General features: G+C 38.4%; 17 protein-coding genes and 2 pseudogenes. All 19 read right to left on the bottom strand.

Annotation, left to right across the window (positions count from 1 at the left end; translation table 11 throughout):
• Positions 1 to 289: 289 nt before the first annotated feature.
• A complete protein-coding gene (locus AN964_RS26225) occupies positions 290 to 439 on the bottom strand; it encodes a hypothetical protein (protein WP_161809199.1) in 150 nt (49 codons plus the stop codon).
• Positions 440 to 523: 84 nt separating this feature from the next.
• The gene (locus AN964_RS02920; protein WP_055741111.1) at positions 524 to 1,432 is read right to left on the bottom strand and encodes an ROK family protein; all 909 of its coding nucleotides are present in this window, start codon (positions 1,430 to 1,432) and stop codon (positions 524 to 526) included.
• A 280-nt stretch (positions 1,433 to 1,712) separates the two neighbouring features.
• Positions 1,713 to 2,990, bottom strand: coding sequence for a Gfo/Idh/MocA family protein (locus AN964_RS02915; protein ID WP_055738283.1), 1,278 nt, complete (start codon positions 2,988 to 2,990; stop codon positions 1,713 to 1,715).
• A gap of 51 nt (positions 2,991 to 3,041) precedes the next feature.
• On the bottom strand, positions 3,042 to 4,271 hold the full coding sequence (locus tag AN964_RS02910; protein ID WP_055738282.1) for an MFS transporter: 1,230 nt from the start codon (positions 4,269 to 4,271) through the stop codon (positions 3,042 to 3,044).
• Between the two features lie 35 nt (positions 4,272 to 4,306).
• Positions 4,307 to 5,170, bottom strand: a complete 864-nt coding sequence (locus AN964_RS02905) for a metallophosphoesterase family protein (RefSeq protein WP_055738281.1) — start codon at positions 5,168 to 5,170, stop codon at positions 4,307 to 4,309.
• A 274-nt stretch (positions 5,171 to 5,444) separates the two neighbouring features.
• Complete coding sequence (locus AN964_RS02900; RefSeq protein ID WP_055738280.1) at positions 5,445 to 6,485, bottom strand: LacI family DNA-binding transcriptional regulator; 1,041 nt, start codon at positions 6,483 to 6,485, stop codon at positions 5,445 to 5,447.
• A gap of 275 nt (positions 6,486 to 6,760) precedes the next feature.
• Complete coding sequence (locus tag AN964_RS02895) at positions 6,761 to 7,723, bottom strand: 2-hydroxyacid dehydrogenase (RefSeq protein WP_055738279.1); 963 nt, start codon at positions 7,721 to 7,723, stop codon at positions 6,761 to 6,763.
• Positions 7,724 to 7,995: 272 nt separating this feature from the next.
• A pseudogene (gene megL, locus AN964_RS02890) lies at positions 7,996 to 9,179 on the bottom strand (methionine gamma-lyase).
• Positions 9,180 to 9,336: 157 nt separating this feature from the next.
• Complete coding sequence (locus AN964_RS02885; RefSeq protein ID WP_055741110.1) at positions 9,337 to 10,131, bottom strand: carbohydrate ABC transporter permease; 795 nt, start codon at positions 10,129 to 10,131, stop codon at positions 9,337 to 9,339.
• 16 nt (positions 10,132 to 10,147) lie between these two features.
• Positions 10,148 to 11,131, bottom strand: a complete 984-nt coding sequence (locus AN964_RS02880) for a carbohydrate ABC transporter permease (protein ID WP_055738278.1) — start codon at positions 11,129 to 11,131, stop codon at positions 10,148 to 10,150.
• A gap of 188 nt (positions 11,132 to 11,319) precedes the next feature.
• Positions 11,320 to 12,570, bottom strand: a complete 1,251-nt coding sequence (locus AN964_RS02875; protein WP_083489415.1) for an ABC transporter substrate-binding protein — start codon at positions 12,568 to 12,570, stop codon at positions 11,320 to 11,322.
• A gap of 538 nt (positions 12,571 to 13,108) precedes the next feature.
• Positions 13,109 to 14,098 (bottom strand): nuclease-related domain-containing protein, encoded by a 990-nt coding sequence (locus AN964_RS02870; RefSeq protein WP_161809198.1) that lies wholly within the window; start codon positions 14,096 to 14,098, stop codon positions 13,109 to 13,111.
• Between the two features lie 198 nt (positions 14,099 to 14,296).
• On the bottom strand, positions 14,297 to 14,584 hold the full coding sequence (locus AN964_RS02865) for a hypothetical protein (RefSeq protein WP_152982343.1): 288 nt from the start codon (positions 14,582 to 14,584) through the stop codon (positions 14,297 to 14,299).
• A 5-nt stretch (positions 14,585 to 14,589) separates the two neighbouring features.
• Positions 14,590 to 14,982, bottom strand: a complete 393-nt coding sequence (locus AN964_RS02860) for an SHOCT-like domain-containing protein (protein ID WP_055738274.1) — start codon at positions 14,980 to 14,982, stop codon at positions 14,590 to 14,592.
• Between the two features lie 19 nt (positions 14,983 to 15,001).
• A pseudogene (locus AN964_RS02855) lies at positions 15,002 to 15,361 on the bottom strand (DUF2089 domain-containing protein); the annotation flags it as partial.
• Between the two features lie 210 nt (positions 15,362 to 15,571).
• A complete protein-coding gene (gene liaG / locus AN964_RS02850) occupies positions 15,572 to 16,429 on the bottom strand; it encodes a LiaG family protein (protein WP_055738273.1) in 858 nt (285 codons plus the stop codon).
• A 276-nt stretch (positions 16,430 to 16,705) separates the two neighbouring features.
• Positions 16,706 to 18,244: a response regulator gene (locus AN964_RS02845; RefSeq protein ID WP_055738272.1), complete on the bottom strand. Its 1,539-nt coding sequence runs from the start codon at positions 18,242 to 18,244 to the stop codon at positions 16,706 to 16,708.
• A gap of 3 nt (positions 18,245 to 18,247) precedes the next feature.
• Entirely contained in the window at positions 18,248 to 19,687 is a 1,440-nt protein-coding gene (locus tag AN964_RS02840) for a sensor histidine kinase (protein WP_055738271.1), read from the bottom strand.
• Positions 19,684 to 20,688: a sugar-binding protein gene (locus tag AN964_RS02835; protein WP_055738270.1), complete on the bottom strand. Its 1,005-nt coding sequence runs from the start codon at positions 20,686 to 20,688 to the stop codon at positions 19,684 to 19,686. Before AN964_RS02835 ends, AN964_RS02840 begins: the two co-directional genes overlap by 4 nt.
• Between the last annotated feature and the right edge of the window lie 19 nt (positions 20,689 to 20,707).

Here is a 20,707-nt window from a genome sequence, read left to right as displayed (position 1 = left end):
TGAATACAACTTACTCAGGTCCCCCTGAGTAAGCTCTACTATTTACACCCAGATTTTCGGTTTCATCTTTTTAATCATTCCTCCATCTATATATCTTTCCTCATGTCCATTTAGTTCCTTCATCACACGCTCTTACTACAATACTAGTTGCCGCGAATAATCCCGATGAGCTTGTACGTGGTTAAATTATAGAGAAACTTGCTAATTCAGCGGATTTTCCATTAATTCAGTTGAATTAATGAGGAATTCAGCCAAATTCGGCAATAATCCCGTCAGTTCCGATGATAATTCAGCCAGTTTGTGCATTAATTCCGCCAATTCCGAGGTTAATCCCGCCAGTTTGAGCATTATTTCCGCCAATTCCGAGGTTAATCCCGCCAGTTTGTGCATTATTTCCGCCAATTCCGAGGTTAATCCCGCCAATTAAAATTCGAACCACCTACTGCCACAAAAACCAATTAAAATTTGTCCACCACAGATGTACACTTCACCTTTTTGTCCATTCGCGGTGCCTGACACCACATCATTTTTGATATTCCCTATTCTTCTCTAGCGCACAATGCAGCGCACCTTGAAGGCCAGCATCCCCTTTATAGTGACTGGGCTTTATGCGAGTGCTCATGCCCTTTTGAATAGGATTATCTGATAAGTGCTCCAGCTCTTTTTGAATTAGCTTTAAAAATTGTGGCTGGTTATTGATGACCCCTCCACCAACAACGATGACATGCGGGTCTAATACGGTAAAAAGTTGGTGTAATCCACGGGCAATATAGTTCGCCGCTTGCTGAACTACAATTGCCGCTTTTGGATCAAGTTCTTCATATAATTCCATCAGTTTTTTTGTTGTCATAGAAGGATCCCCAAATACTCTTCTTGCTTTTGCTTCCATTGCAGGTCCAGACGCAAGGGATTCTAAAGTTTGCACTTCATCCTTATCCTCCATGACGGAAAATCCAACTTCACCTGCTAAACCACGCCCGCGAATAAATTTGCCTTCATGTAAGATACATCCCGATATCCCTGTGCTAATCGTGACATATGCAAAGGTTTCCTTCTCCAGCATCTGTGCCTTCCATTCCCCAAACGCAGCCATATAAACGTCGTTATCCATGATAATGCTTGCATTGGGAAAAGCGGATCGAAGTCTGTTCGCCAATGGGAAGTTTCGCCATGGCAGATTATTTTGAAACACCGCTACTCCATTTGCAGCGTCTACTACACCCGGTACACCTAGTGAAATCACATCAATCTCCTCATATGTGATTTTTCCCTGGTTTAATACACCAAAAAACGCTGTATGCAGGCTTTCAAACATTGCCTCTGCATCATGAGAAGCACTTTTCACTTCCACCCGGCAATTAATCCTGCCACTTCCATCAGAAAACCCTGCAGCTATTTTCGTTCCGCCAATATCTGCTACGAGTACATTCACCAATATCACACCCTTCCTTCACGGAAAATTCCAATAATTCATTCGACATGAGCATCTTTTCGTGACTTAACCTTCCTTTACGAAATTATAAGCATGCAGTTCCTATCTCTCCGAGCAACCCTTTTTATGACAAAAATTATTTAATAAGTTTAGTCACTATTTAGCAAGCAACCTGCGGGTAGAACATCACTCGCGAATTATTTCGCTGTGTTACTAAAATCTTGCATCGACATCTACGAAATCCGTACCCTAGAGCTGCCTGCGATTCCGCTTTTCTTACTTAATTAGAACCAACCTTAGATTGAAGAATCTCATTATAATAGTCTTTCAGTTCAATAGATTTACCCTTTTGCAGGCGTGAATCTTCTGCTGCAAACGCCATTAAATGACTCTGTAAAGATACGCTAGCCGAAGATAAACTTTGTCCATCCGTATAATTTTTAACCTCGTTTATGAAGTTTTTTACAATAGCTGTATCTCCGCCACCATGTCCGCCAACAGGTTCATGTAATTTAATAACGGTTTCCTGTTTGGTTAAAAAATCATAGATGGAGATTTCATTATCCTCCATATTGCCGATGATTTCGCCTTTCGTTCCCATTACTTGCACTCTTCTAGTCTGGATTCTTGTGAAACCGCACATGCTAAAATTCGCTGTGATTCCGCCTTCAAATTCCATATTGACCACTTGATGATCGACAACATTATTATCCGAGCGGTACACACATTTTCCGTATGGAGTTGTTTTTAGAGCCTTGATAATTCCTTCTTTTGTAAAGTCTTCTGTAAATTTGCGTGCCCAGCCTTTCCCTTCACCTAAATAATACTTTCCAGCATGGAATGGGCACACATCTTCGGCCGGACATCCATCCAAACATCTTTCCGGTGCTCCTTCAGGTGCATTTTTTTCATTAAAATGCATTAAGGATCCATAAGAGCTTACCCGTAAGCAAGGCTTGTCAATAATATACGAAAGAATATCCATATCATGACAGGATTTTTGCAGTATCATTGGACTTGATTTCTCTTTGTTATTCCAATTGCCCCTGACAAAGCTATGTGACATATGCATAACTTCTACATTTTCACTTAATTGAACGGATGCTATATCGCCAATTTTACCTTCTTTAATTACCTCTCTAATTTTTGACCAAAAATCGGTATAGCGAAGGACATGACAAATCGTTAGCAACCGGTTCTGCTCTTTCGCAACTCTTTCCATCTCAATACATTCCAAAGGATCGGGAGACATCGGCTTTTCCAGCAAAACATGATAACCAGCCTTTAACGCCGTAATCGTTGGATGAAAATGATAACGGTCTAGTGTACAAATAATCGCTACATCTGCACGTTTCGGGCCATTTAAAAGCTCCTCCCAAGATTCAAAACAATTCTCATCGGATAAATGATGTTTGGCAGCAAAATCATTGCGGCGCTCTTTATTAGGTTCCGCAACTGCGATAATTTCTAATTCATGTGGATTTTCTAAAGAATAAGGAGCATATGCTCTTGCACCTCTATCCCCCGCTCCAATTAATACCGCTGTAATTTTTTTCATTTGTTACACTCCTTTTATAATGTTTAGTTGGGTTTCGGCTCGCCCCTGAATTTATTTAGTAGATTGCATTAACGCCGCCGAATTTCCCTCTTTTTTCCACACATATATCCAATAAGAAAGAAGGGGCACGATGATGATTACCGTTAACCAGAAAAGCCACTTGATCCCATAAGCATCAATAATGACATATCCCAGTAATGGTCCTAAGGCAGAACCAACATCAACGAATAATGTGTAATAGGCGATGACGGTAACTTGCGATTTTCCTGATGCTACATCTGTTGCAATGGAATCACTCATCGTTATTAACAAAGTGGTTGTCAGTTGAAATAAAAATAAGATGAATATAAATATAGACATGGATATTTTTAATGGAAAAATAGTGAAACAACATGCCGCTGAAAATAGCGCAATGATCAATAATGGAATTCTGCCCCATCTGCTATCCGAACATCTTCCAAGATAAGGTGCTAGGAATGGCTCCCAGCTGGTTCGAATTGCTTGAATGATACCGGTAATAGAGCTTGCTCCTATAGCTAAACCGAACACTAGCCACTTTTTCTCCATATGAAAATCCATGAGTTTACTTAAAGTAGATGCAAACACTCCGTATACAATAAACGCAGATATTAATCCAGTTGCAAAGGAAGATAGGATTCGTCTATTTCTCCAAATCAATGAATCTTTCTTCTTCTCTTGTTGTACTTCCACACTCTTTGTATTTGGAATAAACCCTAAAATAAACGGGATACTGCAAATACCTGCAATAGAAAACAATGTGGTGATAGTCCGGATGCCGATAAGATCTGCAGATAACCCGCCAAACAGCATTCCAAACAATGTTCCAAGACCCCAGAGTCCATTATATAGTCCTACATTTTGACCCCTAGTTCGGGAATTACTGCAGGATATTACCGTTAAATAGCCTCCTAATCGGAAGAAAGACCAAGCTATCCCCCAAAAAAAGCGAGTCAGAAGAAGTGGCCAAAAGCCTTTTAATACACCATATGAAAAGGTGGATATAACAGCTAGCATAACCGCAATTAATATACCCGAACGTTTTCCGATTCTTTTGTAGCACCATCCGACAGATGAATTAATCGGAATCCGAATTAGGCGATTAGCTGATAATAGAATACCCACTTGCCATAAAGACTCTAGTCCGAAAAACTTCCAATATAAAGGTAAAACAATAAAAAGCATTTCGTTGCCCAACATACAGACAGCTGTTACTAATGCAATGACAACAATCGGCTTTTTGGAAGACAGTGTCTCACTCATGGTGTTTTTGTCCCTTCTTCCATAGCAAAATAAAACTATAGTGGAATATTATGCTGATATTCCGAAATCCATTGCTTTTTTGTAAAATCTCGTCCCTTGATCACAACTTTATCTGTATAGACCTGTAAAAACAGTCCTTGACTGCCAGTAGAGTCAATGACTTTTTCATGCCCTTCTCCATCTGGCCCCCATATATCATAAATAGCCCCTGTGTTAATCATTGTAAAAGGTTCTTTTACTATGCTATTCGGGAACCGAAGATCAAAATGAGAGTGGCCGGAAAAATAAAAAACATTGTCTATTCCCGATAAAATATTCTTTAATTCATCGGATTGAATAATTCCTTTTTGGTAGTATTCTAAAAGATCGGTACCATATAAAGAATATGGGAGAGGCTGATGTAAAAATACAAATACTGGCATATCGCCTTGCCTGTGTTCCTCCATCCTCTCAGACAACCAGTCTAATTGTTCCTCACTTAATACGGCTGAATCCTTTGTGATCGTGCCAACAGGTCCCCAACTCTCAGAACCTAAAAAGATAAATGGATGCCCTGCTATCTTTCTTTCATAATAAACCTTATCCAATTTACTAAATTCTAAGAATCGTTGAATAGAAGGCACGTTCCCATCATTTTGGAAAAATTCATGATTTCCAATCGTAAAATACATTTCTTGCGTGTGTGGGCAGCTTTCCAAAACTTCCGATAATTTTTCATAGCTTTGTTTTTTGCCGTCAGCCACCAAATCCCCATTCATAATTAGAGCAGAAGAATTTTTATCAAGTTCATAAAGATCCTGTAATGCATGTGCTAATTTTTGATGGGACAGTTCATTTTCATTAGTTAATTGAATATCACTAATCACAGTAAAGGAAAATAACGGTGTTTCAGATTTCATAGTGCCCTCCCAAAACTAAACCAATTTGCAATGCTCTTGTTTGCTATTAATTTGTTCTGTTAAAATTACGTTTTAAAAGAAAGGATATGTGAGCGATTACAAATCAATTCTAATCACCCCCCTTTATCTAAATGAAAAATACAATTCTTTAATTAAGCCAAACGTTTTCCAAAAATACACCTTTTATTGTTATAAATAGTTGCAAATTGATTTTCCTGATTTTATCCAAACGTTTTCCCAAAAGACAAGATATTTACTTTCCAATAAATATCCTTCACTGAATAGTGGATTCACGTTTTACTAATTGGTAGGGTAATAAAATTCTGATTGGGAGTTTTACCCTTTTCTCTACTTGGTCAATAATAGTTTTAGCAGCCATTTCCCCAAGTTCATATTTAGGAATGTCTATGGTGGTGAGAGGCGGTGTTGAATACTTGGACATTTCTATGTTATCAATACCTATAAAGGCGATATCATTTGGAATTTCCATATTATTTTCTATTACAGCTCTCATCGCTGCAATCGCCATCATATCACTTGCACAAAACATGGCTGTGGGAAGATGTTTAGGACTTTCCTTAATAAGCTTGTTCATACCATTATAGCTTTCATCAATGATCCATTTCGTATTAATAGTCCATTCAGAACGAACTTCCAGTCCCGAAGCTTCCATCGCTGTTTTAAAACCTTTGTAGCGCTTTTCACCATCTAAATGCTCAAAATAGTTTCCAATACCACCACCAACAAATCCAATTTCACGATGTCCTTGTTGGATAAAATAATTAACAGCCATTTTCGCTGCAGCCTCACGATCATAGTCAATAACCGATATATTTTTGTCCGTATAAAAGAAATCTAAGCCGACAACAGGCAAGTATTTCATAATATAATCTAAAATACTTGTTTCAATCGGATCAATTAAAATGAAACCTTCTATTCCTGATTCGTGAATTAGCTTTATAAGCGAAGTTTCGTTGTGAAGCTCTTCTTTATAAATGTTAATCAATGTATAGTTGGCATTGGCTAAAGTATCCCTGATTCCGGAATATATTCTCGAAAAATAAGGATTAAACTCTGCAAACTTCGGGTCTGCAACCCAACCGATTTTCATTGTTCTTATTTTTTTCTTTTGATGATTATTTGTTACTAAATTACGTGCATTTTGGTTAGGAATATAACCTAATTCTTTTACCGCATCCCATATTTTCTTTCTTGTTTCAGGATTCACATTGCGAGTAGGATCATTCTGGATCACTCTTGATACGGTAGATATCGATACACCTACATATTCTGCAATATCTTTAAGTCTTGCCACTTGTCTAACTCCCCTAGAAATAAAATAATCCTTTTCAATAGAATACCAAAAGTATTGGCATATTGTTATGAATTGACACTAAATTTTTAAGTCAAATATCCCATTCTAGGGTTAATATTTTTTACATCTGCTGGCTATCTTTATATGTTTGAAAATTTCAATTAGTTAAAATATACCTTTGTCTATATTTGGCTGTCAACAGTTTTTTCGAAAAGGAAATATGCCAAAAACGTTTAGCCCTTTTATATCCATTAATTATGGTCAAGTTTTTTTCATCAATTTACACGAGTTAATGCTGCTTCCCCGTTTAAAACACAAATCAAGTTTTCTGCCGCTAAGTCAGCCATTTTTAATCTTGTTTTTTCACTTGCACTGCCGATATGCGGCAAGGTGACGACATTAGGCAATGTGAGAAGCGATGAATCTAAGTTTACCGGCTCTTGTTCAAATACATCCAAACCTGCAGCCCATATTTCCCCGGTCTTTAACGCATCAAAAAGGGCAGCCTCATCCACAATTCCCCCTCGGGCAGTGTTAATGAGAATTGCTGATTTCTTCATTAATTTCAATTCTTTTTCACCAATGAGATGATGCACTTCTGAACTATAAGGGATTAAGATACTGATATAATCCGATGCTTGAAGCAATTCCTTAAGCTCCATATACTGGATCCCCATTTCTTTTTCCATAGCAGGTTTACGAGAGCGATTATAATAAATGATATTCATATCAAATCCTTTTGCCCGTTTCACAAGTGCCTGCCCAATTCTGCCCATTCCGATAATTCCTAAAGTAGCACCGTATATATCCTGTCCGGTTAATTGCATCGGTGACCACGTCTTCCATTCACCGTTTCGCAGATAATCAGATGCCTCCACTACTCTTCTCGCGGTTGCCATTAATAGTGCAAAAGTGAGGTCCGCGGTTGTTTCCGTTAAAACTCCTGGCGTGTTGGTTACAATGATGCCTTTTTCTGTGGCGGTTTGAATATTGATATTGTTATAGCCGACGGCCATATTGGCAATTACTTTTAATTTCGGTGCGTTTTCGATTACTACCTGATCAATAGTCTCTGTTAGTAGACAAAACAAACCATCCATTTCTTTGACTTCCTCTATTAAAATCTCTCTTGGAACTGGTTGGTCCGTTTTATCCCACATTTTCACCTCAAATTTATCTGCGAGTTTTTTATAGATGACCTGGGGGAGTTTTCTAGTTATATATACTTTCTTTTTCACCGTTTTTCACCTCAAAAGTTGGATAATTTAGTCTTTTCAGCAAGTATACTCCCTAACCCGGATCGTGGAAACTAGAAAATTACTCTTTGAATAACAATCATTACATTAGTTTTAAAGAAATGGACCGATCTCTTTGGGGAATAGCCCGAAACTCACTTCAAACGGACTGAAATCAATAGTAAACAGCCTGACTTAAGTCTATTGAACAATAACTCTAGTAACTTCCATATGCATAAGGCAATGTATAAAAAAAGACAGGATCCTATCCTGCCCTAAAAGCTCAACGCTTGATTCAAATCCTCCCAAATATCCTCCCATGCTTCAAGCCCAACAGATAAACGAATTAATGTATCCGATATTCCCATTTTTAAACGTTCCTCCTCAGGGACAACCGCATGTGTCATCGTAGCAGGATGCTGAATGAGCGTCTCTGAATCTCCTAAACTGACGGCAATTTTGATAAGCTTGCAGCGATTTAAGAAGCCTTGTGTGTCCTGCTTTGTACCGTCAACCTCAAAGCTGATCATCCCGCCTGGATATCGCATCTGTTTCTTTGCTAACTCATATTGAGGAAATGATTCATCCCTGGATACAGCAACGTTTTCACCTTTGGATGTTCTTTCAGCTTTTCAGCAATTTTCCTTGCATTGTCACAATGGCGGTCCACCCGAACCGGCAATGTTTTCAATCCGCGCAGCAGCAACCAAGCATCAAAGGGGCTCATGACTCCGCCGATATCCTTAAGGGTTGTCATCGCCATTTTATCCATCTCCGCTTTACTTCCAATCACAAGGCCCGCAATGACATCGCCGTGACCGCCAATATATTTTGTCGCACTATGAATGACGTAATCACAGCCTAAAGCAAGTGGTTGTTGAAGATATGGCGAGCAAAATGTGTTATCCACTACCACAGGAATATTTTTCTCCTGTGCAACCCTAACCACCATTTCAAGGTCCACCAATTTCATCGTTGGATTTATCGGAGTTTCTATATAAATACAGGTTGTGTTTTCTTTAATATATCCTCTCACTTCCTCTTCGTTTTCAAAGGAAACAAGATCATGACCGATTCCAAATTTCTTTTCCATCAGTTGAAGCAGTCCAAATGTACAACCGTAAATTCCTTCTGAGCATAAAATATGGTCACCGGTTTTCGTTAAGTGAAAAAGAGTCGCTGAAACAGCCGCCATTCCCGATGAGAATGCAAGTGCAGCCTCCCCGCCTTCAAGAGCAGCAATTCTTTCCTGTAAGACGCTAACCGTCGGATTTCCTAATCTGGAATAAATATAGCCTTCCGTTTCACCGGCAAACCGTTTCTCCCCAACTTCTGCAGTTGGAAAAGTAAACGTGGACGTTTGAAAAAGCGGCGGAACAAGACTGCCTTGAAAATCTAATGACTCATATCCAGCATGAATAACCTCTGTTTCAAATCGCTTTTTATCCTTCAAACTCATAACCTCCTATAATACTTCCTATATATCTATAATATGTTAAAAAATCCGGAAATGAAAGCGTTTTCAATAATACGAACTTTTTTAACGAAACATAAATTAATCTTCGTTTTTTTAAAAACATAAAAAACAGCTAGCAATCTCGCTAACTGTTTCTTTGTTACCCTTTCACTGATCCTGCCAATAGTCCTTTCACAAAATACTTCCCTAAGAAAATATAAACCAATAAGGTTGGAAGTGCTGCGAGCAAGGCACCCGCCATCTGGACATTCCATTGGACAATTTGACTTCCGGATAGGTTTTGCAGAGCAACCATGATAGGCTGTTGATCCGAGGTTGTGATCGTAACCGCGAATAAGAACTCATTCCAAATATTCGTAAACTGCCAAATGGCCACAACAACGAATCCTGATAAAGATAATGGAATCATAATGTAATAGAAAATCCGCAAGAAACCTGCGCCATCTATTTTGGCTGATTCAATCATCGAAAATGGTATATTAGCATAAAAATTCCGGAACATCAGTGTGGTAATCGGAATTCCGTACACGACATGGACTAAGACCAATCCTGGGATCGTATTATATAAGCCGATATTTCTTAAAAATTGAATCAGTGGGATTAATATACTTTGGTAAGGGATAAACATCCCAAATAAAATGGCTGTAAATAAGATTTCCGAGCCTTTAAATCTCCATTTAGATAGGACATAGCCATTAAGTGCTCCTAACAAAGCAGATAAAATAGTTGCCGGAATTACTAGATATAGAGAATTCATAAAATTTGGCGCCAGTTTTTCAAAAGCTATCCTGTAGCTGCTAAAATCGAGTGCCGTCGGGAGCTTCCACATGTCACTCAATGTAACCTGATCAAGCGGCTTGACACTTGTCACCAGTATGACGTAAACGGGCATAAGGAAAAGTAAACATAGAACGATTAAAATTAAATACAGCATTGGTTTGGATAATCGTCTAAGAGCCACTTGAATCACCCCTTCGACTTAGGATTAAATATGGAACAATGAAAATCGCAACCGTCAGAAGCATGATAATCGCAATAGCAGCTCCATTTGCATAAAAATTGCCGCGGAATGTCGTTTCAAACATATAGACTCCAGGGACATCGGTTACGAAGTTTGCACCCGGCCCTGTCATCGAATAGATAAGATCAAAGATTTTTAATGAAATATGCGCCATAATAATAATGACACTCACCGTAATAGGGCGTAATAGCGGAATGATCACCTTCCAATATACTTGAAATTCCGTCGCTCCATCCATTCTTGCAGCCTCTTTTAACTCATCGGATATCCCACGAAGTCCTGCTAAATACATCGCTAAGGAGAATCCGGTCATTTGCCAAACTGCTGCAATGACAACCGCAATAATGGCGACTGGCGCACCAACTTCTATTTGCCCGAGCTTCACACCTGCTAAAACATGTGTGTCTGTATACCATAACGGTTCGATTCCGAATTTTTTTAAAAACAAGTTCACACCCGTAGATGGGTTTAAAATCCATTGCCAAACAACACCCGTAACGACAAAGGATAGAGCCATCGGAAAGAATAGGATGTTTCGGAAAATCGATTCACCGCGAATTTTTTGATCAAGAAAAATCGAAAGAACAAGACCTAGAATAAGAACTATTCCAATAAATAAGATGGTAAAAACAACGGTATTGCGTACATCTGATAGGAACCTGAAATCATGAAATAAGAATATAAAGTTCTTCAGTCCAGCAAATGAAAAATCAGGAACGAGTGTATTCCAATTACTTAAAGATACATAACCCGTCCAACCGATAAATCCGTAGACAAAAATGGCGATTAAAATAATCGACGGTAATAAAAATAATAATGCTAAAGTGTGATCCACCGAAAATCGCTTTTTTCGCTTCGGCTTCGTTTTAATGACGGGAGAAGCATTTCCCCGGGCAACACTAGGTGATTCCATACTCTACCCCCTTATTCACTAATGAAAAAGAGGGAGAGTTACCCTATCCTCTTTTTCGCAATTACTTGATATGATCAAGCTCCAGTGCCATTGGCAAGCAGATTTCTCCCTACGATAAGCCAACATTGGCTCCTTTATCTAGCCTGACGGGAAATCCGTACGCTGGAGCTGCAGCGCTAATGCTTTTCTTATTTCAAATCACCAGAAGCATTTTTCAAGCTGCTGATAAATGCATTAACATCCTTTTGTGTAACGAAAATATTCACTGCTTGGTTTACCTTTGTAAGGAATCCCTCTGGAGCAGCTGAACCGTGTGCTAAGCTTGGCGCAAGCTGTGCTGATTTGAAGTCTTCCATAGTAGCCTTACCATAGTCATCATATTTTGAAGGGTCCGCATCCACTCGAGCTGGAATGGAGCCTTTTAATGGGTTGAAAGCATCTTGACCTTCAACAGATCCAAGCAGGCCTAAGAATTTCTTCACGTCTGCTACATTGTCTACGCCTTTAGGCAAGCCAAATGTATCGGAAATAATCATAAACATTCCTTGAGATTCAGGAGTTGTTGTATAACCAAAGTCTTGATTTAATTTCAATTTTAAATCGTTAACAAAATAACCTTTTGCCCAGTCTCCCATCACGTTCATAGCCGCTTCGCCTTTTGCGACTAGCTGTGAAGCATCTTGCCAATTGCGAGAACTATGGTCCTTGTTCACATAACCCATCATCTTTTTAAAGATTTCCGCTGATTCCTTTACCTTTGCATCATCTAAAGGAATTTCACCTGTCCAAAGTTTTTTATAGTCATCTGCTCCAAGCTTGGCAACGAGTATATTTTCAAAAATCATCGTTGCTGCCCATGGTTCTTTATCCCCTAAAGCAAGTGGAGTAATGCCCTTCGATTGTAAAGCTTCTGCAACCTTGAAGAAATCATCAAATGTTTTAGGCGGTTGTAAGCCATTATCATCAAAAACTTTTTTGTTGTACCATAAAACGTTTCCTCTATGAATATCCACTGGAACGGAATAGATATTTCCATCTTTGCTGATCATATCAATCAAAGATTGCGGAAATTTATCGTCCCAACCTTGTTCTTTATACAAATCATTTAATGGTTCCATTTTTCCCGCTGCTACCCAGCTCGCATTCAATTCTGCCCCAGCATGAACCTGGAAGGTAGATGGCGGATCATTTCCTTGCATTCTGCTTGCAAGAACCGCTTTCGCATTTGTCCCTGCACCACCTGCAACAGCAGCGTTATTCACTTTAATGTCTGGATATTTATCACCAAATAATTTCAATAATGCTTTCAGACCATCTTCCTCACCAGCACCTGTCCACCAACTGAAGATTTCAAGCTCTTGTTTCTTGTTCTTTTTGCCGCCGTCACTGTTCGATTTGGAGCTACAAGCAGCAAGTGCAAAAACAAGAACCATTGCCATTGCAATGAGAAGCCCTTTCTTTTTCACTTCATTTACCCCCTTTGATTTTGCAAGCGTTATCTTACTCTTTTAATTTATCAAATTATTTAAAGGAAAATATTTGTAAGCGCCTTCACTATTTTGCGAATGTCTGTATTTTTTTGTGGTCGGTTTCGTTAAAGTTTATGGGAAGTACTGGGGAATTTTGTGAATATGCCAAACTTTCTGGAGTGAGCGACGAACTTTTAGTGGATTTCACCCAACTTTTTCGGATATCCTCCGAATTCCTGTAAGGAGCTGAGGTTTTCTGTAAAAACATATACTTTCCTTCCATAAGAAAGGCGTAAGTGTAGAGGCCCGTATTAGTAGTTTTCAATCACTATTAGCCGTCACGCTCGGTCTATTAGCCGTTATCCTTTTCTATTAGCCATCACGCCGCTCTATTAGCCGTTATCCTTTTCTATTAGCCATCACTCTCGGTCTATTAGCTGTTATCCTTTTCTATTAGCCATCATACAAAGTTTATCTTTTTTACACTTAGTCTTGAATTTCTCATAAATCACATATCTAAGAGTTTTCGAAGCTGCTCTACACTCAATTCATATTCCCTATGCCTAAGCTCGCCTTTATATGGGAGATTGAGGGACTTTAGCATTTTTGAAGCCATATGAACGGATGATACTCCCGTGAGTTCCCTAAACTTTTGATTCGTAATTTTAGAATCTTGAAGCAAGGTATAGTCCATTAAGAGTTTGAATAATGCCTTTTTATCTGTTTTTCCGCAGATAGTGCAGGTCCAATTTCGTCTGATTCTTTTAATAGATAAATGGTTACAACCCTCACAGTAAATACCGGGCAAAAGTTCTTCTTCACTAATTTGAAATTTCTCCATTACCTTAGGCCAAGCGGGTGTGTGCAGTTTTAACAGCAGACGTGTAACTTTCTGTATGTCTTTTTTGTCTAAAATTGGATTCCGGAATTTTTGTTTAACCATATCTAACTTGGATCGAATCGCGGCAGGGCGTATAACTTTTTGGGAAACGGCAGGATAATCCGGATTAGGTTTGATGATGGAATTCGGGCTGGTGATCACTACAAAGGAGGTATTCGGAACTCGAGGTATAGAGTATTTTTCAAACAAAGCTGATAAAAAATATTGTTGATTTTCCGCCTGAACAATCGGATTGGGGAATATGTCTACTTTGCCATCCAATGTTCGCTCTAGCTGATTTGGATCGAAAAATAGCTCTCCTAAAATGTATTTGCCCTCCAAAATGGTAAAAAAGCTAGGGCTTAGGATAAGGGTATCAATTTGAAAGAATGCTTCGTTTGAGATCGGAAGACGCAAATCATGAAAAACTGTATACTCTTCACGATTAAAAAGACTTTCAACATAGTAATCTAGACTTTGCTCTCCACGAAATCCCGCCCATCGCCTAGATAATTCCTTTTCGATGTCATTTCTTTTAGGATGAGTTTGTGGGATTCTCCTTAATAGAGCCTCAAGCATAAAAATAATAATAGGAGTGGTTCGTAGTTTCTTAACCAATCCATCACCTCCAAAATAATAGTATATAATAGGTCTTCTACGAAACATCCCTTTTTCCTCTTTTTTTAAAACAAAAGCTTTGTTTATGATGATTGTTGATTCCAGCCTATCGTGTACACATTAGGCGGTATGTACGCCAACAACATTATTTAACAGAGCCAAAACAAAAAAAGACACTCCCTATCGGAATGCCCGCATCTATAATCTCACAATGACCTCTGTTCCATCTTTATCTTTCACATCAACGATTGTTAAACCGCGATATCGTTTGAGTTCTCTCAATAAGTGTTTAACTTCTTTACGATCAATGGATGCGGGAATAAACGATTTTGTGTTTTCCTCCGCATTTTTCCGGATAAACGTATTATTCACATATTTCCACAGCAAAGGTGAAGAGGCAACCCATCCACCTGCCTGTAAAAGCGCATAAGGTAGTGGAACCGTGAATTCCTTCTTGTCTTTAAGTTTCACTTTCACTTTTAGCATGGTAATCACTCAATAACGACAGAGACTTTTTCGCCCTTCTCAGTCTCGATATCGACAATTTGACCGGACAATTCATTTTCAATTGCTTCTAAAATCAATTCCACATCAAGAACGTTGATATCTTTCACGTACTTAGCGGATTCAGGTATTGCCGATGCGATGCTAAGTCCTGTTTTTAACGCAACTTTGATTAGCCGTAATGGCAAGTTTACATTTACTTTGTCGCCTTCCTCGGAGAGTACACGAATTTTCAACATTTTATCGAGGTAATTCGACCCTTTGACCGTAGCCGGAGTGGAGTCTTTTTCCTTTAATGCTTGAATTAGTTCCGTAGCCTCATTCGAATCAAGTTTTCCTTCTTGAACCATTGTAAGTATCTTTGTAATTTCTTCTTTCATCATCTAGTTCCCCCTTTAATTCCCCTTTATGATTTTTAATGCTTCCTCTGGAAGAGATTTCTCCTTTTTCAAGCATGGTAATTACTTTCTTATCATCTATATCGCTTTTCTTTTCTACATACCCAAGTGCAGAAACAACTTCGTTCAACTTACCGCGTACAGTTGGGTAAGAAATCCCCAATTCTTTTTCAACTTCTTTAATATTTCCGCGGCTCTTGAGGAATATTTCTATAAAAAATAGCTGTTCTTGACTAAGGGCTGCAAACTTGGATAGCTCAAATTCATTCTCAATGGTTGTATGACAATGCGTACACTGTAATTTTGTAATTTTCAACGCTTCGCTGCAAACAGGGCAATTGGTGATTAGTGGGTAAGCCATTTTTATCCCCTCCCTTAATATTATTAATATGATATTACATATATTAAAAAATGTAAACAAAATTTATTAAAATTATTAAGTTGCAAATTAAAATAATTAACTAACCCTGTGCTATTCTTTTAAAACATGTTTGATTATCCCATTTTTTGTCTTCTACTTATAAGAAATACAACAAAAAAAGACGACCCACCAAAAGGGTCATCCCAAAAATTAATATATACTTACTTTCCCACTGGATGCAGTGACATTAATCTTATACTTTCCTGTTCCATACGAACCACTTATTCTATGTCTGCTGTCAAACCCATTTTCGAGCGGAAACTTGCATGAAAGGATTCCGCTGCTGACATTTCCATTCAATGTAAAATCGGAGTCCTTAGGGAGATCCAGATTCAGAATACCCGAGCTAATTTTAACATCAATCGGATCATTTAATTGGTCCATTTGGGCTTTAAACCTTCCAGACGATAATCTTGCATTCAACTTTCCATGGTAATGATTTATGTCGACATTTCCTGAGCTCATCTTAATCGTGGCATTTCCGGCAGTCACATAATCTAGATTAGCATTTCCTGAAGAACCTTCATGATGATACGATTCAATATGGAGTTTTTCCAAATCTACCATACCCGATGACATATCAAGGTTTAATTCCTTTAAATTCATGGGATGTTCTTTAGAAGGGCCAGAAAAATGCAATTTTCCCGAACCAATGTTAACAGCCATTTTTTGATTAAAATCCTTAGGTATATAAATTTTTAGCTTTTTCTTATCAAAAAAATTAATACCTTCCAACCAGCTACGCACTAATGACACTTTTACAGTATCTCCACTTTTTGTTACCTTCAGTTTTCCTTTGCCCTTATATTCTGCTTTAACATCCTCCCGATTGACCGGAATAACGGAAACGTCGGCAGCTGATGCATGAATATCAATTACCTCAATATTGTGCATGGACGCTGCCTGTGTTTCTTTACTACCAAACGGAAACCAAGATACCCTTTGCAGACTCAACGCAATGATATAAAAACAAGCAAGAACAGCTAAAAATGCAAGTAACTTTTTCATAATAGTTCTCTTCCCCTCTAATATTATCTTAACTATTATGGTAAATGGTGTATTAGTTTTCAACAATGCACCGCAGTATTAATTTCTTCTAAGACCAGCGACTTACTAGAAAAGCGGGGACGCCTTGCCCATCGGCGTATGGATTTCGTAGCCTTCGACTGAGATAAAGGAAACCGTGCTGAGGTAGTTCAGGAGCTGATGTTGACTTATCTTAGGTAGGAGACGGAGAAATCCACTTGCCGATAGGCGTCGGAGCTAGAAATATATAATCCGTATTTACGTGAATGGGGTTTGTGTACTCCGATATGCAGTAGGAGCAACACCGGTTTTCTTTTTAAATACACGGCTAAAATAGTTCGGATCCTTATAACCGACACTGAAACAAATTTCCTTCAAGCTTTTATTCGTATTGAGCATTTCCTTCTTTGCTTGTTCAATGCGCAAATCCGTCACATAATCGATAAAATTTACCCCGTATTTTTCTTTAAAAAGCTTACTAAAATGAAATGGGCTAAGCTCTACATACTCCGCCACTTCCTCTAAGGTAATCGTTTTATGGAAGTGCTCCGTAATATATTCCTTTGCCTTCAATAAATATCCTTTTGTATGACTATTTCTCCATGCTTGGACAAGCTCTGCAGATTCAACTACATATTGTCTTGTCGCTGCAATCATTTGATCATATGAACCATTTTGCTGGAAAGTGTATGGATCTGTTTGGATTCCTATTTCATACAAGGCTCTTGAAACGACAATCCATAATTCCTCCAACATTCTTTCCGCTTTTTGCTCCGATTGGGATTCCAGCTCGCTGACATAGAGTTCAAATACCTCCAGCACATGCTGGCGGTCACCCATTTTGATGAGATCAATCAACTCTTTCTCTTTTTCTAATGATAAAAATTCTTCGTTCCTAGTTTCTGTTGGAAACGCATAGGCTACTTCATGTTGATGATTTCGCTGCTCCAACGCACGTAATGCTTCATGATAAGAGTTTGGCAAATCTTCTATTGTTTGAAAGGGATGCCCCATCGCTGCGAATAGCGATAAATTTGATTCTCTCAGTTTGGTTACAACATTTCTAACCAGTTTAATTGCTTGTGATTTCATGCGATTTTTCTCTTGAGTAGAATTAAATAATATAAGTACAGGAATCTTATTTTCTACCATAGGGCCAATCATGCATTCACTTTTTGTTTTTAACTGTTCCTTCAGTTTTTGATAGATATAGTGCTTCTGTTCTTTTAACAATTGCCCATTTTGTTCTTGGATAATAAAAATAACAATAATTCCCGATTTTACCTCAACACCAAGAAGCTCACTCCATGCCTCAAAGCTTATATGGTCATTTAATATCGATGAAAGCCATTCTGTCTCAATAACAGAAAGGGCCCGTTTCAGACTATCTTGCAGTAATTGTTTCTCCGCTTGCAGCTGTCTTTCTTCCTCAATCTCTCGCATAACCCTCGACAATGCAGCAATCACTTCTGATTGTTTACTCGGTTTTAATAAATATTCCTTTACACCTTGCTGCATGACTTCTTTTGCATACTCAAAGGTATTAAAAGCGGACACCATAATAAATTTGATTTGTTTATTTTTCTTTCTAATTTCTCTTACAGCCTCGACACCATCGATCCCCGGCATTTTGATATCCATCATCATGATATCCGGTTTGAGCATATCTGCCAGCTGGATCGCCATTCTCCCATTAACCGCTTCCCCAATCAAATTGATGTCAGGTATTTCTTTTTCAATCATTTTCGACAATGCTTTTCGTTCCAACATTTCATCATCGGCTATTACTAGACGCATAACCTATACCCCCTTGATTTTTAAGCGAAAAGTAGTCCCTCTCCCTAGCTCCGATTCAATCTCCACTACATCCTTTTCTTGATAAAAAAGCTGCATGCGCTTAATCACATTAATTACGCCGATCCCTGTGGAATGCCCGGATCGCTTATGTAATTCATTTGGATGCATATCTTCTGCGTTCACATAATTTAATAGTCTCTGTTTTGTCTCCTGATCCATTCCTAAACCGTCATCCATCACCTCAATGAAAATCTGATTCGCTTCTTTAAAAATGGATAACGTAATGGACCCGCCTTCCTCCTTTGACTCCACCCCGTGGATAAAAGCGTTTTCGACAATGGGCTGCAAGGTAAGCCTGGGAACTGGTGCCTGCATACAACTTTCATCAATATGAGTATAAAAGGAAATACGATCTCCAAACCTTGTTTGTTGTATGTAAAAATATTCTTTTACCACATTGATTTCATCTTTCAAAGATGAAGGCTTATCGATATTTTCCAAATTATATCGCAGTAATGTGGATACCGATTCTATCAGTCTCGTAGTCTCAGGCGCCTCCTCTAAATACGCCATTTTCGCAATGTTATTTAAGGTATTAAACAAAAAATGCGGGTTTATTTGATTTTGGAGGTTTTTCAGCTCCAGCTCCTTTAAAAGCTTATCCAGTTCCGATTTATCTTTAATTTCATTAACTAATTCAATGATATTTTTTCGCATTTGGTTAAAGGTTTCCGTTAAAAGCTTCAATTCATCCTTACTGGTTACCTTTATGTCTTCACCAGTCAAATGCCCTGCCGAGATTTCCTTGGCAGCTAGCGAAAGACGCCTTATTGGATTCGTAATTCCTCCTGATATACGGATGGCCAATATCGTACAGAGGATAAACACCGCGCTTAAAAATAAACCGGCAGTTATCCGATAATAATGATTTCTTTTTACCATTTGATTATAAAAAAGCTGGTAGGAGGTTAGTTCCTGATTAATTAAGGACAACGTGTTTTCCTGTATATATCCCGAAATATCTGTTGCCTCATTAAAATAGGAGGAGTACTGATTGATATCATTGTCTTGGAAAGCACTGATAGCGATATAGCTGTCATCCAGAAAGCTTTCGAGCATATTTTCATAATTCGTTAAAACGACGTAGTTAGATTTGTTTTGAATTTCACTGTCTAATCTTTTTTTATTTGACCGCAACTGTATATTGGTTTTATTGAACTCGTTTAAATAGACAGGATCCTTTTCCACAATATAGGCATTCATTTTTTCCACAAGGGTATTCGTTTGCTGAGAAATTTCATTTAATAATAAAAAACGCTGAAAGCTGCGGTCATATTCCCGCAAAATTTGCTCACTGCTGCTGTACAAATAGAAAGCAACACCATTCACAAGAACAACTAGAATAATAAAGTATAGGATTAGTTTTGTGCGAATACGAATCATGACGGGGACCTCTTTTGCTGTTCGATTGCGGCAATCGGCAAATCACTTCGGTGAATGACCTTAGTTTCCGTATAATTTAACTTCGACACTCTAATTCCTTCTTCGATTGCTACCATCATCTCTACCGATTTATAGCCCATTTCATAAGGCTCTTGCATTACAGTTGCATCAATAATTCCTTTTTCCATATCATTGATTGTATCTTTAATAGTATCAAATGCGATGATGTACATGGAGTTCTGTCTATTTAGGTGAACGACCGTTTGGGCAATTCCGATGCCATCTAATGCACTTGTTCCAAAAAAGGCATTCGTCTCCGGATGCTCGGTTAAAATTTTATTTGCCTTCTCTGCCGCTCTTATTCTCGTAATTTTCGATTCTTCTATTGCGATTATTTTCACTCGTTTTTCCTTCCGAATCGCATCTTTAAATCCTTGGACGCGAAGCTGCTGGTGGCTTGCCTGAAAACTCCCTGTTATAATGGCAACATTTATTTTCCCTTTCGTATCAGTAAGCAATGCCTGTCCAGCGATATATCCGGAATAGTAATTATCGGAACCAATATAAGCCCTTCGATTGCTGGACGGAGCATCCGTATCAACCGTTATTACAGGAATCCCTTTATTTTCAAGATTATCGATAACTGGAGAAAATTGTTGATCATTGTATCCCTGCGTTAAAATTCCATCAACTCTTGAGGCACCTGCTATTTTCAGTTCTTTTAGATGCTCATCAATGTTGGATTGCTTTGGTCCTCTGTATTCAAGCAGAACATGCAATCTTTTCGCGGCAGCCCTCGCCCCTTTTTCTACTAATCTCCAATAATCATTATCCATTTCCTCCGGGACAAGGACAAAATGATACTTATATTGTGGTATGGAACCATCATTTGTTTTTTTGCTAACTTCATTCATTTTAAAAGCATAAAAAATGGCTGCGGAAAACAAACCTACAAATAAGATGAAACCGATTACATAAAAAAGTCTTGTCCATCGAACCACAAGCTTTCCCCCTTACTTA

This window comes from Heyndrickxia shackletonii (assembly GCF_001420715.1).
GTDB lineage: Bacteria > Bacillota > Bacilli > Bacillales > Bacillaceae_C > Margalitia > Margalitia shackletonii.
This window is presented reverse-complemented; position numbering and strand designations above follow the sequence as displayed.